At 58.4% G+C, this 15,428-nt stretch carries 11 protein-coding genes and 1 pseudogene; 3 read left to right on the top strand and 9 right to left on the bottom strand.

Translation table 11 applies throughout. The annotated features are described in order from the left end of the window. Positions 1-59 precede the first annotated feature (59 nt). The gene (locus K5I40_RS10480; protein ID WP_223074503.1) at positions 60-1,355 is read right to left on the bottom strand and encodes a Gfo/Idh/MocA family protein; all 1,296 of its coding nucleotides are present in this window, start codon (positions 1,353-1,355) and stop codon (positions 60-62) included. 46 nt (positions 1,356-1,401) lie between these two features. Here K5I40_RS10480 and K5I40_RS10475 point away from each other — a divergent pair, with 46 nt between their 5' ends. Further along, complete coding sequence (locus K5I40_RS10475; protein WP_223074502.1) at positions 1,402-2,979, top strand: hypothetical protein; 1,578 nt, start codon at positions 1,402-1,404, stop codon at positions 2,977-2,979. Positions 2,980-3,188: 209 nt separating this feature from the next. Here K5I40_RS10475 and actP read toward each other — a convergent pair whose 3' ends face one another. The 3 genes from actP to acs all read right to left on the bottom strand — a co-directional run bounded on the left by actP (position 3,189) and on the right by acs (position 7,198). Further along, positions 3,189-4,838: a cation/acetate symporter ActP gene (gene actP, locus K5I40_RS10470; protein ID WP_039031962.1), complete on the bottom strand. Its 1,650-nt coding sequence runs from the start codon at positions 4,836-4,838 to the stop codon at positions 3,189-3,191. Then, positions 4,835-5,149 (bottom strand): DUF485 domain-containing protein, encoded by a 315-nt coding sequence (locus K5I40_RS10465; RefSeq protein ID WP_138370037.1) that lies wholly within the window; start codon positions 5,147-5,149, stop codon positions 4,835-4,837. The genes actP and K5I40_RS10465 overlap by 4 nt, the downstream gene beginning before the upstream one ends. Before the next feature lie 90 nt (positions 5,150-5,239). Next, on the bottom strand, positions 5,240-7,198 hold the full coding sequence (acs, locus tag K5I40_RS10460) for an acetate--CoA ligase (protein ID WP_251929653.1): 1,959 nt from the start codon (positions 7,196-7,198) through the stop codon (positions 5,240-5,242). 420 nt (positions 7,199-7,618) lie between these two features. On the opposite strand from acs, the gene gltP reads away from it, so the two are divergent. After that, positions 7,619-8,932 (top strand): glutamate/aspartate:proton symporter GltP, encoded by a 1,314-nt coding sequence (gene gltP / locus K5I40_RS10455; protein WP_039031964.1) that lies wholly within the window; start codon positions 7,619-7,621, stop codon positions 8,930-8,932. An 89-nt stretch (positions 8,933-9,021) separates the two neighbouring features. Here the strand turns inward: gltP and K5I40_RS10450 are convergent, their stop codons facing one another. The 3 genes and pseudogenes from K5I40_RS10450 to fdhF all read right to left on the bottom strand — a co-directional run bounded on the left by K5I40_RS10450 (position 9,022) and on the right by fdhF (position 12,558). Then, on the bottom strand, positions 9,022-9,696 hold the full coding sequence (locus K5I40_RS10450) for a tetratricopeptide repeat protein (protein WP_138370039.1): 675 nt from the start codon (positions 9,694-9,696) through the stop codon (positions 9,022-9,024). Between the two features lie 280 nt (positions 9,697-9,976). Next, a complete protein-coding gene (locus tag K5I40_RS10445; RefSeq protein WP_251931020.1) occupies positions 9,977-10,063 on the bottom strand; it encodes a Hok/Gef family protein in 87 nt (28 codons plus the stop codon). A gap of 348 nt (positions 10,064-10,411) precedes the next feature. After that, a pseudogene (gene fdhF, locus K5I40_RS10440) lies at positions 10,412-12,558 on the bottom strand (formate dehydrogenase subunit alpha). Positions 12,559-12,822: 264 nt separating this feature from the next. Between fdhF and K5I40_RS10435 the strand changes: the two are divergent. After that, on the top strand, positions 12,823-13,554 hold the full coding sequence (locus tag K5I40_RS10435) for a response regulator (RefSeq protein ID WP_139563999.1): 732 nt from the start codon (positions 12,823-12,825) through the stop codon (positions 13,552-13,554). Here the strand turns inward: K5I40_RS10435 and K5I40_RS10430 are convergent. Together K5I40_RS10430 and K5I40_RS10425 are read right to left on the bottom strand one after the other, a co-directional pair. Continuing rightward, complete coding sequence (locus tag K5I40_RS10430; protein WP_223074527.1) at positions 13,551-14,564, bottom strand: carbohydrate kinase family protein; 1,014 nt, start codon at positions 14,562-14,564, stop codon at positions 13,551-13,553. The two genes, K5I40_RS10435 and K5I40_RS10430, sit on opposite strands and share 4 nt — an antisense overlap. Continuing rightward, a complete protein-coding gene (locus tag K5I40_RS10425; RefSeq protein WP_039031971.1) occupies positions 14,561-15,421 on the bottom strand; it encodes a ketose 1,6-bisphosphate aldolase in 861 nt (286 codons plus the stop codon). The genes K5I40_RS10430 and K5I40_RS10425 overlap by 4 nt, the downstream gene beginning before the upstream one ends. Between the last annotated feature and the right edge of the window lie 7 nt (positions 15,422-15,428).

Genomic DNA, 15,428 nt, shown 5'->3' with positions numbered 1-15,428 from the left:
CTTTTATTCGTAAACAGGTGAGTAACGGCGCAGCCTTCTGCCGCGCCTTTGTCATGCTCTTAACGTTTCGTCAGACGGGAAACCAGCTCAAACTCCTTGAAGTTCACCGGGCGCTGCTGCTGCATGGAGATGTTGCCCGCAATCCCGGTGAGGATGGACATGGCGCCGGCGCGATGGTCGGCCGCGCGCTGGAGCGGATCCTCTCCCGGCGTGCCAAACAGGTCGGCCAGCATGGCGTTGTCGCCGCCACCGTGGCCCCCTTCGCCGAGGCTGAACTCTGCCCTCCAGGGTTCGGCGAACATCGGGAAGACGGTGAGATCGCACTGCTCGAGGCTGCCCTCGTTTTCCCGTTCGCCCCCGGCGTTGACGTAGGACTTCTCGACGATTTTCATCTCCAGTCGCCCTTCGGTGCCGTTAAAGACCACGTTCAGCCCTTCCCACGGCAGATAGGCGTTGAGGGAGTAGGTGAGCTGGACCTGGTTCTGGTATTTCACCAGCACCGACAGGGTGTCTTCGATGGTGATCCCGTCGCTGAACACGCTCTGGTCGCGGAAGTAGTTATCTTCATGCTCGGCGTCCAGATAGAGCGCCTTAAGCTGCGCGTTCTCTGCCATATTCAGCGCAAAAGGATCGTCTTTGGCTTCGGCAAAGCCGTGGGCGCGCGGGTAGAACTGCGTCACGCCGCGCTGCTCAGCATTCTCCCTGCCGTAGAACTGCAGGCTGCCCTCGGCGTAAACCCGCTCCGGGTAGCTGCCGAGCCAGAAGTTCATCAGGTCGAAGTGGTGGGTGGATTTATGCACCAGCAGGCCGCCGCTGTTGCGTTTTTCCCGGTGCCAGCGGCGGAAGTAATCCGCGCCGTGTTCGGTGTTGAGCAGCCACTCAAAGTGAACGGAGGTCACCTTGCCAATCACCCCCTGCATCAGCAGTTCGCGCACTTTGCTGTGGTGCGGGGCGTAGCGGTAGTTGAAGGCCACGCGCACGGTGCGGCCGGTCTCTTCGATGGCGTCGAGAATGCGCAGGGCGCGCTGCTCGTCGATGGTCATCGGCTTTTCGGTGATCACATCGCATCCGGCGTGCAGCGCGCGCACGATGTAATCATCGTGGGTGCGGTCCATGGTGGTGACAATAACCACATCGGGACGCGTCTCGCGGATCATCTCTTCAAACTGGGTTGCCTGCCAGGTGGAAACCGGCGCCGCCCCTTCGTTTTTTAATAACTGGTTAGCGTAGTGCATGCGCGTCTTGTTAGTATCACAGAACGCGACCAGTCTGGCATTTTCCCGCCAGGCGCCACCGATGGCGGAAATATATAAACCCGCGCGACCGCCGGTTCCGACCAGAGCATATTTTTTCATGGCATCCTCGATTGAATAGCGAAATAAATATCAGCAAGGTGACGCAATGAAACGTATTCCCCATCAACTGATGGAGCTGAACAGCACTTTTATCTGGCACTGGCCCTGGTTTATTCAGGGCGTAAAAAGCGCGAAACAGCACGGCTTCACCGGCATCATCCTGCACCAACAGGAACTGCTTTCAGTACTTGCGACGCCCTCGCCGTTAAGCCAGAAACTCAACGTCGAGAACCTTATTCATCAGCAACATTACGCCCTGCACTATTTAAAGCGGGTCGACAGTTATCTGGCGGAAAATAATTTATCGTTCTGGCTTCAGGGTGAGGCCGCGCCCAATGACGACATTATTAAGCGTAAATTTCCTGAACTGACCTTCGACGAAAAAAGCGCGCCCGATTTCTGGCAGCATTTTTATGCCGCGATATTGCATCCGTTATTACCTGCGCTGCCCCATCTCGGCGGAATTATTCTCAGCCTGACGACGCCGGACTTTCAGACCAGCCGCTGGCAGCAAAGCCTGCATGATGTCTGGAGCCTGCTGCGCGCCCGGGGAAAGAAGCTCATCCTGCGCGACTTTATCGACAACAGCTGGCCGCGGCAGCAGCTCTCAAACATGCTGGCGACGCTCCCGGACGACGTGCGCGCATCGGTAAAAGCCACCGAGCTGGATTACCATCCCGGCTTTGCCAACCACCCGCACATCGCTACCCTGCCGGGGCATAAAAAGTGGATCGAGTACGATCTCTTCGGCACCGGCTACGGCTGGACCGCGCTGCCGTGCTATCTGGCCGATGAGATCGGCGGCCGCTTAAGCTGGGCGCTCAGCGCCGCAGAGAACGAAATCGAAGCCATCACCTCCCGGGTGAGCTGGCAGTGGCTGCCCGACAGCCGGGTGATGGACTCCGTCAACGCCATCAACCTCTTCGGCCTCTCTGCCGCCAACCAGGCCGCCGATGCGGCGCTGCCCGGTGCTTTTACGCGCTGGGCCGAGCATCATCAGCTGGGCTTTCGCTCCCTGCAGGACAAACATCAGCTCGCGACTATCGTCCACGCCAGCTACGACTGGCTGTGTAAAACGCCAAACTTTCTTGGCCGACGGCTGCACTACCAGAGCCAGATCCCGGAGAGCATTGCCCAGGCGCAGCAGCTGCTGCATATGGATACCCGCAGCGCCAACTGGCTGCACGCCTGGCAGCCGCTGATGCCCGCTGACGATCCTGCGGCTGGCAAAGAGCAGCGTGAGCGGGTGGCGCTGGAAAAAGAGGCCGCCTGCTTCCTCGCATCACGCACGCTGCAAAACCTGCGGGAGCTGATGCCGCGCATGACCTGTCCGGACGACACCCTGGAGATCCTGCTGGCCGCCTGGCGCAGCGCGGAGATCTACAGCCAGATGTTTTCCCATGTGGCTGCCGCCGTCACCGACGTGCTGTGGCTTGACCACTACGGCGCAAGCAGCCTGCCCGCTGATACCCTGCAGAAGCATCAGCAGCGCCTGCTGCACTACGCCGACACCCTGGCGCGCTGGCTGGCGAACCCGCCCGTCAGCGGCCCTTTGTTCCTGCCGCTGCTGCTGAGCCCGGAGCGCCTGCAGCGCTTTGCCAGAAGCCTCAGCGAGTCGCGGTAACTAAAGCATAAAAACTGCGGCCAGGGTTGTCTGTATTGCGCGCGGAGGGAAAGCGGAGGAACGGCATGAAATCGGGAAAAGTGTGATGGTCTTAGCGGATTGCAGATAAAGCCTGTGATGCGCGTCGGCTTTTTCTGTTTTGGTGACGTGATTAACGTCACCTGAAGGGGGAAAAATGTGATCCCCGACCAGCGGCCGGGGAGGGGATTTTAGTGCGCGCGGCCCTGCTCAACGCCGAGGCCAGTCTGGGAACGGATAAACTGGGCGCGGAACTTCTCACGCTCCAGATTCCCTTCCGCCGAGTTATCCGTGGCGGAGAAGATCCAGATCCCAATGAACGCCACCGCGATGGAGAACAGCGCCGGGTATTCGTAAGGGAAGATGGCTTTTTCGTGACCGAGGATCTGCACCCAGATGGTCGGGCCGAGGATCATCAGGATCACCGCCGTCAGCAGGCCCAGCCAGCCGCCAACCATCGCACCACGGGTGGTCAGTTTTGACCAGTACATGGAGAGCAGAATGATCGGGAAGTTACAGCTTGCCGCAATCGAGAAGGCCAGTCCCACCATAAAGGCGATGTTCTGGTTTTCGAACAGGATACCCAGCAGGATCGCCACCACACCCAGCACCAGCACGGTGATTTTGGAGACTTTCAGCTCATCGCGCTCGGAAGCACCTTTACGCCAGACGTTGGCATAGAGGTCGTGGGAGACCGCAGACGCACCGGCCAGGGTCAGGCCCGCTACCACCGCCAGGATGGTGGCGAAGGCTACGGCGGAGATAAAGCCGAGGAACAGGTTGCCGCCCACCGCGTCAGCCAGGTGCACCGCCGCCATGTTGTTGCCGCCAATCAGCGCGCCCGCCGCATCCTTGAAGGCCGGGTTTGCACCCACCAGCATGATGGCGCCGAAGCCGATGATAAAGGTCAGGATATAGAAGTAACCCATAAAGCCGGTTGCGTAGAGCACGCTCTTACGCGCTTCACGCGCATCTGACACGGTGAAGAAACGCATCAGGATATGCGGCAGGCCCGCGGTACCAAACATCAGGCCGAGGCCTAACGACAGCGCCGAGATCGGATCTTTCACCAGCCCGCCCGGGCTCATGATGGCTTCGCCTTTCGGGTGAACCGCCATCGCTTCGCTGAACAGGTTATTGAAGCTGAAACCGACGTGCTTCATCACCATAAAGGCCATAAAGCTGGCACCGAACAGCAGCAGCACGGCTTTGATGATCTGCACCCAGGTGGTGGCGAGCATGCCGCCAAACAGGACGTACATCACCATCAGCACGCCCACCAGCACCACCGCGACATGGTAGTTCAGGCCGAACAGCAGCTGGATCAGCTTACCGGCACCTACCATCTGGGCGATCAGGTACAGGGCCACCACCACCAGCGAGCCGCAGGCGGAAAGGGTACGGATTGGCCCCTGCTTCAGGCGATAGGAGGCCACGTCGGCAAAGGTGTAACGCCCGAGGTTACGCAGACGTTCGGCGATCAGGAACAGAATAATTGGCCAGCCGACGAGGAAGCCGAGGGAGTAAATCAGCCCGTCGTAGCCGGAGGTGTAGACCAGCGCGGAGATGCCGAGGAACGAGGCCGCCGACATAAAGTCACCGGCAATCGCCAGCCCGTTCTGGAAACCGGTAATGTTGCCGCCCGCGGTGTAGTAATCGTTGCGGGAGCGCACGCGTTTTGACGCCCAGTAAGTAATGTACAGCGTCAGCACCACGAAGATCAGGAACATCACAATCGCCTGCCAGTTGGTTGGCTGGCGTTCCACCGCGCCGCCAATGGCATCGGCGGCATTTGCCGCAAAGGGGAGGGTGGCGGCAAGCGCCGTCAGGACTCTCTTCATGATGCTTTTACCTCACGCAGAACCGCTTTATTCAGACGGTCGAACTCACCGTTAGCACGAATGACATACACCGCGGTCAGCACGAACGAAATCACGATCACGCCGATACCGATAGGGATGCCGCGGGTCACGCTGGTACCCGCATGTAATGGGGTACCGAGCCAGTGTGGGGCGAAGGCAATAAGCAGAATAAAGCCAACGTAAATGATTAACATGATGATAGATAACATGAAGGCAAACCGTTGCCGTTTATCCACGAGCTCCCTGTAGTGCGCACTGTTCTCTATCTGCTGACAAATATTTTCATTCATCACAGAATCTCCAAAGGTAAGGTTGGTTTTTTTTAGTCCCCTCTCCCCTTTGGGGAGAGGGTTAGGGTGAGGGGAGAGGGAGAAAACAAATTACGATGGCATTGCGATGGCCTGCTTCTCTTCGAGCAGCTTGTCCACCACGCCAGGATCGGCGAGCGTTGATGTGTCGCCTAAATTGCTGGTATCGCCCGCCGCAATCTTGCGCAGAATACGGCGCATGATCTTGCCGGAGCGGGTTTTCGGCAGCGAGTCGGTCCAGTGCAGCACGTCCGGGGTGGCAAGCGGGCCAATCTCTTTACGCACCCAGTTACGCACTTCGGTGTACAGCTCCGGCGACGGCTCTTCGCCGTGGTTCAGCGTGACGTAGGCGTAGATCGCCTGGCCTTTGATGTTGTGCGGAATACCGACCACGGCCGCTTCGGCAATCTTCGGATGCGACACCAGCGCCGATTCAATCTCTGCGGTACCCAGACGGTGGCCGGAGACGTTGAGCACGTCGTCCACGCGACCGGTGATCCAGTAGTAACCATCTTCATCACGGCGCGCGCCGTCGCCGCTGAAGTACATGTTTTTGAAGGTGGAGAAGTAGGTCTGCTCGAAGCGATCGTGATCGCCAAACAGGGTACGCGCCTGGCCAGGCCAGGAGTCGACGATCACCAGGTTGCCCTCGGTGGCCCCTTCCAGCGGTGTGCCTTCGTTATCCACCAGCGCAGGCTGGACGCCAAAGAACGGACGGGTCGCAGAGCCGGCTTTCAGCTGGGTCGCGCCCGGCAGCGGGGTGATCATGAACCCGCCGGTTTCGGTCTGCCACCAGGTGTCGACCACCGGGCACTTCTCATTACCGATCTTCTTCCAGTACCACTCCCAGGCTTCCGGGTTGATCGGCTCGCCCACGGACCCGAGGATGCGCAGGGAGGAGCGGTCGGTGCCTTCGATCGCCTTGTCGCCTTCCGCCATCAGGGCGCGAATAGCGGTCGGGGCGGTGTAGAGAATATTGACCTGATGTTTGTCCACCACCTGGCTCATACGCGCCGGGGTCGGCCAGTTTGGTACGCCTTCGAACATCAGGGTGGTAGCTCCACACGCCAGCGGGCCGTAGAGCAGGTAGCTGTGACCGGTGACCCAGCCCACGTCGGCGGTGCACCAGTAGATATCGCCCTGATGATAATCAAAGACATACTTAAAGGTGGTGGCCGCATAGACCAGATAGCCGCCGGTGGTGTGCAGCACGCCCTTCGGCTTGCCGGTAGAGCCGGAGGTATAAAGGATAAACAGCGGATCTTCGGCGTTCATCGCTTCCGGCTGGTGCTGGTCGCTGGCCTGCTCAATCAGGTCGCTCCACCACAGGTCGCGGCCTTCATGCCATTCAATGGCATTGCCGGTGCGCTTCAGCACAATCACGCTGTTAACGCTGTTCACATTCGGGTTTTTCAGCGCGTCATCGACGTTCTTTTTCAGCGGAACGGCACGGCCTGCACGCACGCCTTCGTCGGCGGTGATCACCAGTTTTGAACTGGAGTCGATAATACGTCCGGCCACCGCTTCCGGTGAAAAGCCGCCAAAGATTACGGAATGCACCGCACCGATGCGGGCGCAGGCCAGCATCGCCACGGCCGCTTCCGGCACCATCGGCATATAGATAGCCACCACGTCGCCTTTCCGGATGCCCTGGGCCAACAGCACGTTGGCAAAGCGGCAGACGTCGCGGTGCAGTTCGCGGTAGGTGATATTTTTGCTCTGGGTGGCGTCGTCGCCTTCCCAGATGAGTGCCGTCTGGTCCCCGCGCTCGTCGAGATGGCGATCCAGGCAGTTAGCGGCCAGGTTCAGGGTGCCGTCTTCATACCATTTAATCGAGACGTTGCCTGGGGCAAAAGAGGTGTTCTTGACCGTCTGGTACGGGGTGATCCAGTCAAGGATTTTGCCCTGCTCGCCCCAGAAGGCGTCAGGGTTGGTGATGGACTGCTGATACTTCTCCTGGTACTGCTCCGGGTTAATCAGGCAGCGGTCCGCAATATTTGCGGGAATGTCGTGTTTATGGACTTGGCTCATGGTTTTTGTTCTCCTTGTAGGATGTTAATAATATGTCGCAAAAACGTTAATTGTAGGGGCTTTGCCAGCTTTGTTTACTTTTTGGGCGACAGATCACGCAAATGTTACAGAGTACAAAAAACGAGCAAATGACACTTTGAAGAAAAATAATTGCTCTTAAGGATTATTTGCTTTTATGGATAAAAAAGTTTTTTTATAACAAAAGGTTATTTTTCATCATCAACACAAATTAGCGTAACAACCTCTTTTGTCAGTCAAATGCCTTGTTCTGAAAGGCTTGCGCAGCATGCCGTGCAAGTGGTACTGATACCGCGCGTTAAAAAACCCCATAAATGAACGCAACACAATTCATACCCTTTCAGTATGTGTCGTCCCCTTCGTTTTACGAGTACGAACACTTCATTGAGGAAGTTTCTTGTCATGAAAAATTTGAAAGTCAGCCTGGCCTGGCAAATTTTGCTGGCCCTTGTGCTGGGTATCTTGCTGGGTAGTTATCTGCATTATCACAGTGACAGCCGCGAATGGCTGATCGCCAACCTCCTGTCGCCTGCCGGTGATATCTTTATTCATCTGATCAAGATGATTGTGGTGCCGATTGTCATCTCGACGCTGGTGGTAGGGATTGCCGGGGTCGGTGACGCGAAGCAACTGGGCCGCATCGGCGCAAAAACCATCCTTTATTTCGAAGTGATCACTACGGTGGCCATCATTCTTGGTATCACGCTGGCGAATGTGTTCCAGCCTGGTGCCGGCATTGATATGTCGCAGTTGGCGACGGTGGATATTTCGAAATACCAAAGCACGACCGCCGATGTGCAGAGCCATGCTCATGGCCTGATGGGCACTATCCTGTCGCTGGTGCCGACCAATATCGTGGCGTCGATGGCGAAGGGCGAAATGCTGCCGATCATCTTCTTCTCGGTGCTGTTCGGTCTGGGGCTGGCGTCGCTGCCGTCCACCCACCGCGAGCCGCTGGTGACCGTGTTCCGCTCCATCTCTGAAACCATGTTCAAAGTGACCCACATGGTGATGCGCTATGCCCCGGTCGGCGTCTTTGCGCTGATCTCGGTGACGGTGGCGAACTTCGGTTTTGCCTCCCTGTGGCCGCTGGCGAAGCTGGTGATCCTGGTTCACTTCGCGATTATCTTCTTCGCCCTGGTGGTGCTGGGGCTGGTGGCGCGCATGTGCGGGCTGAGCATCTGGATTTTGATCCGCATCCTGAAAGACGAGCTGATTCTGGCGTACTCCACCGCCAGCTCCGAAAGCGTACTGCCGCGCATAATCGAGAAGATGGAAGCCTACGGGGCACCGGCGTCGATCACCAGCTTCGTGGTGCCGACCGGGTACTCCTTTAACCTCGACGGTTCGACGCTGTACCAGAGTATCGCCGCCATCTTTATCGCCCAGCTGTACGGGATCGACCTCTCCCTGTGGCAGGAGATCGTACTGGTGCTGACCCTGATGGTGACCTCAAAAGGGATTGCCGGCGTGCCGGGCGTATCCTTTGTGGTACTGCTGGCGACCCTGGGAAGCGTGGGTATTCCGCTGGAAGGCCTGGCGTTTATTGCCGGTGTTGACCGTATCCTCGACATGGCGCGTACCGCGCTGAACGTGGTGGGTAATGCCCTGGCGGTGCTGGTGATTGCCAAGTGGGAACACAAATTCGACCGTAAGAAAGCGCTGGCGTACGAGCGCGAAGTGCTGGGTCGTTTTGATAAGACCGCTGACCAGTAAATAAGAAAGCCGGGTGGCGCTAGCGCTAACCCGGCCTACGGTCCTGTAGGCCGGGCAAGCGAAGCGCCCCCGGCAGACAGACCGCACGGTTACTCCCCGCTTAACGCATCAAACTCCTCGCATCCGGTATCAAACCCTTCGCTACAGCTCAGATTTAACCAGTACAGCGCCTTCTGTTTATTCGGGGTGATAAACCCGGCCTCGCCCTGCTGAAACACCTTGCCCGCCCAGTATTCGGCGTAACCGGTGCGCGAGAGAGTGGAGCTCTGCTTAAACCACTGCGCGGCCTGCACGTCATCCTGCGCCACCTCCACGCCGTTGGCGTAGATCAGCCCCAGCAGCAACCGGGCATCGACGGCGGCGTCATCTTCGGTATTCTCTGCGACTTTATGCAGCAAGCTCAGCGCCTGCGGATAGTCGGTTTTCCCCGCCCGGGTATTCACCAGCAGCCGCGCCAGCATCACCGCCCCCGGCGAACTGTCCGCCACGGTGGCCTGCTGCGCCAGCCCTTTCGCCTGCGCCAGATCGCCGTGCTTAAACTTAATCTGTGACAGCAGCGCCATGGCGTCCACGTCGCCGCCTTTGGCCGCTTTTTCGGCCCACATTTCGGCCTGCTTATCATCGCCCGAACTGTAATACGTTTCGGCAAGATAATACTGGGCACGGCTGTCGCCCGCCTCGGCCTGCTTCAGATACTGACCGCCAATCTCCTCGGCGTTCGCAAGTGAAGTAAAAAGTATCAACAACAGATAAAGGTGTTTCATGCGTTATTTTCTTAGGGGTACATAGCGGGCAGTATAAGCGCGCTATGTGAAGAAAAAAATGGGTGCATTAAGACCTCAGCTTCCCACAAGCCGGGCGGGTTTCCCCGCCCACTAACGTTAGCCTGCAGCGCAGGCTAATTAGACGCCACTTCATATTGTTCACTCTTTATACCCGTCATACTTCAAGTTGCCTGTGCGTTGGCTTTCCTCGCTCACCCCAGTCACTTACCAGAGTAAGCTCCTGGGGATTCGCTGCGTCGCCGCCTTCATGCAACTCGAATTATTTAGGGTATATTTTAAGGTCGCATAACGTGCCGCGATTAATAAAGGCGAATAGTATTATGGTCAGGCAAATAATAATTATCATGCCTAACACAGTTTTAAATGGCGTCATGCCCTTTACTCCTTGCTAAGAAAAGAATAAGGGGCTATCCTCAACTTGTTGGGAGTTGAGGGATAGCCCCCGGTTAATGGAAACATTGCCGGGGTTTTTCACTTTCTGTCCCTCAACACGGCTTAAGACAGAAAGTCTTAAGCACCCGCCGCTAATCTTATCCTCATGAAGTAAAAAGAAAAGATGTAATCCACTTTGTGCGAAATTACATTTCTCTGGAATCATGCTCGCAAAATAATATTCGTTTTTTAAATTCTAAAATCCCAAATAAAAAAGGAGTGAATATTTCACCCCCTTTTATTAGCAGTTCCGATAATTAAATTATCCCAGGGCGGTTTCCCGTAATTGTTTTTTCAGCGCGTTATATTCATCGATAACATACTGCTCGGCGGCAGCCTGGTCCGCTATCGGCTCGACGCGTACGGCACAATATTTATATTCCGGCGTTTTGGTTATCGGGCTCAGGTTTTCCGTCACCAGCTCGTTGCAGGCGCCAATCCACCACTGGTAGGTCATATAGACCGCACCTTTGTTGGGACGATCGCTCACCTGCGCCCGGGTGATCACCCGGCCCTTGCGGGAGTTGACCCACACCAGCGCCTCATCCTCAATGCCCAGCTGTTTGGCATCGTCAGTGTTGATTTGCACATAGCCGGGCTCATCGGCCAGCGCCGACAGCGCAGCACAGTTGCCGGTCATGGAGCGGCAGGAGTAATGGCCCACTTCGCGCACGGTGGAGAGCACCATCGGATACGCCGGCGAGAGCTTGTCCATCGGCGCCATCCAGTCGCAGGTGAAGAACTGCGCCAGCCCGTTCGGAGTATCGAATTTCTCCGCGAACAGGTACGAGGTGCCCTGGTCCTCCGGGGACTCGTCCCGGCACGGCCACTGGATATAACCCAGCTCGCCCATCTTCTCGTAGGTCGCCCCTTTGAAGCCCGGACAGAGCTGGCGCAGCTCATCCCAGATCTGCTGCGTGTTGTCGTAGTGCATCGGATAACCCATCCGGGTCGCGATCTCGCTGATAATCTGCCAGTCGGTTTTCAGATCCCACTTCGGCTCCACCGCTTTGAAGAAGCGCTGGAAGCCGCGATCGGCTGCGGTGTAGACCCCTTCATGCTCGCCCCAGGAGGTGGACGGCAGGACAACATCCGCCGCCGCCGCGGTTTTGGTCATAAAGATATCCTGGACAATCACCAGCTCCAGATCGTCAAAGGCCTTACGCACCGCCGAAAGTTCGGCATCCGTTTGCAGCGGATCTTCACCCATGATGTACGCCGCCCGAACCTCTTTGTGGGCCGCGCGGTGTGGCAGTTCGCTGATACGGTAGCCGGTGTGCGCAGGCAGGCTCTCCACGCCCCAGGCTTTGGCGAATTTCTCGCGATTTTCCGGAAATTTAACGTACTGGTAGCCCGGATAGGTATCCGGCAGGGCTCCCATATCGCAGGCCCCCTGAACGTTATTCTGCCCGCGCACCGGGTTGACCCCGACATGGGCTTTCCCGAGATTGCCGGTCAGCATGGCGAGGCTGGTCAGCGCCCGTACCGTCTCCACACCCTGCCAGAACTGGGTGACGCCCATTCCCCACAGCAGGGTGGCCGTTTCCGCCCCGGCATACAGGCGCGCGGCCTGACGGATCTCCCGGGCGCTTACGCCGGTAATGGCTTCCACCGACTCCGGCGTATAGCTTTCGACGATTTTTCTGTATTCCTCAAAGCCTTCCGTGCGGGTGGCAACGAAAGCCCGATCGTAGAGATCCTCTGCAATAATCACCTGCCCGATGGCATTGAGCAGGGCGATATTCGAGCCGTTTCGCAACGCGATATGCATATCGGCAATGCGCGCGGTTTCAATGCGCCGCGGATCGCAGACGATAATTTTCGCCCCGTTCTGCTTCGCGCGCAGAATGTGATTCGCAACGATGGGGTGCGAATCCGCCGGGTTATAGCCGAAAATAAACACTAACGCAGTATTATCAATCTCGTTGATGGCATTGCTCATGGCGCCATTACCGACCGACTGGTGCAGACCTGCAACCGAGGGGCCGTGTCAGACGCGCGCGCAGCAGTCGACGTTATTGGTGCCGATAACGGCGCGGGCAAACTTCTGCATCAGGTAGTTGGTTTCATTCCCGGTGCCGCGTGAGGAGCCGGTGGTCTGGATCGCGTCGGGGCCGTGCTTTGCTTTGATAGCGCTGAGACGGCTGGCGACATAATCCAGCGCGTCATCCCAGGAGACGGCTTCCAGCTTGCCGCCGCGTTTTCTGCGGATCATCGGGGTTTTCAGGCGCGGGGTCAGGATTTGGGTATCGTTGATAAAATCCCAGCCAAAGTAGCCCTTCAGGCACAGCTTGCCCTGGTTGGTTTTGCCGTCGCAGCCTCCGCCCGGACGATATTGCCGTTATCGACCACCAGGTTGATCTTGCAACCTGATGCGCAATAGGGGCAAACCGTGATGACGTTTTTCATCGCTCTCGCTCCATGTCAAATGATGCTGATGTGTCGGTGTAGTATGCAGCTTCTATGCCACATCCTTGTTGTGGTTTTTCCCAGACTTTACGGGGGAATCCTGGTCAAAACCCTGACCAGAAGCAGGCGAGCTGCAAAAAATGTCGCAGCGGAAGTGACGGGGATGTGACGGCGGTTGAAGATCCGAGACGGAAAGGGCGTTTGGGCTGGAGCCTTGCACAGAATGGGCCAGACTGATTGTTATCTTCTCTATGGGATCCCGTGATGAAACCAGCAATTCTGGTGGTCGATGACGACACCGCGGTCTGCGAACTGTTGCAGGACGTCCTCAACGAGCACGTCTTTACCGTCCATGTGTGCCACAACGGTCAGGATGCCCTGCGTCTGGCCCGGCAGCCGGATATTGCCCTGGTGCTGCTGGATATGATGCTGCCGGATATCAACGGCCTGCAGGTGTTGCAGCAGCTGCAAAAGCAGCGTCCTGAGCTGCCGGTGATCATGCTCACGGGCCTCGGCAGCGAGTCGGATGTGGTGGTGGGTCTTGAGATGGGGGCCGACGATTATATCGGTAAACCCTTCAACCCCCGGGTGGTGGTGGCCCGCGTCAAAGCCGTGCTGCGCCGCACCGGCGCGCTGGCGGCAGAGCCTGCGGCCGTCGCCCGGGCGGGTGGAATTAGCTTTAACGGCTGGACGCTGGATACCGCCCGCTGTGAGCTGATTGACGCCGCGCGCAGCGTGGTTCCCCTGACCCAGGGTGAATACGGTCTGCTGCTGGCGCTGACGCAAAACGCCCGTCGGGTGCTGAGCCGGGAACAGCTTCTGGAGCTGACCCACAGCGAAAGCGCGGAGGTGTTTGACCGCACCATTGATGTGTTGATCATGCGCCTGCGCCGCAAAATCGAAATCAACCCCCACCAGCCGCTGCTGATTAAAACCATCCGCGGGCTGGGTTACGTGTTTGCCGCCGACGTCCAGCATGGCGACAGGGCGGCCTAAACCAGACGGTTTTCGGCGATAAACAGCTGTAATTCCTGCAACGTTTTCGCCCCGTCGATGGCGTTAGCCGCCAAAAGGCTCGCCCGCGCGCAGGCGTGCGCCAGATGAATACTCTCCGTCAGCGACATCGACTCGTGGCAGCCATACAAAAAACCGGCGCAGAAGGCATCACCCGCGCCGACGCTGCCGACAATCTCAGCCTGCGTCAGCCGCCACGAGGGGATCCAGCTTCCTTCCTGGCCCGGCTCCTGACCCCATGCCCCTTCCGGACAGTGGATCACCACCCTGGCGTTGACCCCCGCCTTCAGCAGTTGCTCTGCGGCAGTGGCGATGTGGGCGATCGCCGGGGCATCGTTATCGTCACGCATGTGCAGGCCGCTGAATTCTCCCGCCTCCAGCTCGTTGATCACCAGATAGTCGAGATGACGCAGGGCAGGGAGCACCAGCGGCTGATAGCGCGGATCGCCCTTGCGCGACACCAGGTCGAGAGAGGTCTTAAACCCCGCAGCGCGCATCTGGGCCAGCAGCCGCGCGCTGCGGGTGCCGAACTCCTCGTCCGGCATATCCAGGCTGTCGAGCAGCAGCAGATAGCCCAGATGGAAAATCTTCATGCTGAGATCGAGCCGGTCGAAGGCGGGCAGATCCAGCAGGCGGTTGGCCCCCGGCGAGTGGAAAAAGGTGCGCTGGCCGCTGGGGTCGGTCATCACCTGCGACATGGAGGTCGGGGCGAAGGTGGTGCGCTGCACCCGCTGGCGGTTGACGTGATACTGGTCGAGCATGGCGAGAATATAATCCCCGTCGTGATCGTCTCCCACCAGCCCGACCGCCTGCAACGGCATCCCGGCGTGCATTTTCGCCAGGGTTAACAGCACGTTGAGCGGTGCGCCGCCGGTAGCGCGCTCGCTGTGGGTGATCTCAGCCAGCCAGCCGCGCTCCGGCCACTGCACAATCTGGTGGACGTGATCCACCAGCATATTCCCCGCCGCGATAATCCCCCGGCGTTCCATCAGGCAAACCCCGCGCTGCCAAAGGTTCGCATCTGCGCGGCGACGGTGTCGGTAATGGCCTCTTCGATGCCCAGCAGCAGTTCGGCAAATTCATCGTACAGCGGCTGTCGGTTGGCCATGCGCTGTTCCACCGCCGCCAGCGCCGCCTGGGACATGCCGGTGTAGAAGTTGATTTTGTGGATCCCGAGCTCAATGGCGCGGCGGAAATCGGCGTCGCTGATCCCGGACCCGCCGTGGAGTACCAGCGGCAGGCCGGTTTGCTGGCGGATGGCGTCAAGACGCGCAAAATCGAGCTTTGGCTCGCCCTTGTACTTGCCGTGGGCATTGCCGATCGCCACCGCCAGGGCGTCGATGCCGGTCTGGTCGACATACTCCCGCGCCAGGGCAGGGTCGGTGAAAAAGGCTTCGTCGGCGTGGCCGTACAGGGCACCGCCCTCATCGCCACCCACCGCGCCCAGCTCCGCCTCCACCGACACGCCAACCGCGTGGCACATCTTCACTACCTCCCGCGTCTGGCGAATGTTCTCCTCGTAGCTGAGGGCTGAGCCATCGAACATCACCGAGCTGAACCCTAAGCGCAGCGCCCGTACCACCGCCTCGAAATGCAGGCCGTGATCGAGATTGAGCACCACCGGAATGTCATGCCGGGCGGCTTCGAACTTCACCGCCTCCACCAGGGAGTCGAGCGAGACGTACTTAAAATGCACTTCGGCAATGTTGATGATAAAAGGCGAGTTCTCCTGGCGGGCCGCGGCAAACAGCGCGCGCAGGAAGTGAGAGTCGAGGACGTTAAAGGCCCCCAGCGCGTAACGGTGTTCCCGGGCGTGCGCCAGCCCTTCAGCGAGAGAGATAAGCGGCATCAGTGAC

Origin of the sequence: Leclercia sp. LTM14 (assembly GCF_023736175.1) — a bacterium.
Lineage (GTDB): Bacteria > Pseudomonadota > Gammaproteobacteria > Enterobacterales > Enterobacteriaceae > Enterobacter > Enterobacter barmai.
This window is presented reverse-complemented; position numbering and strand designations above follow the sequence as displayed.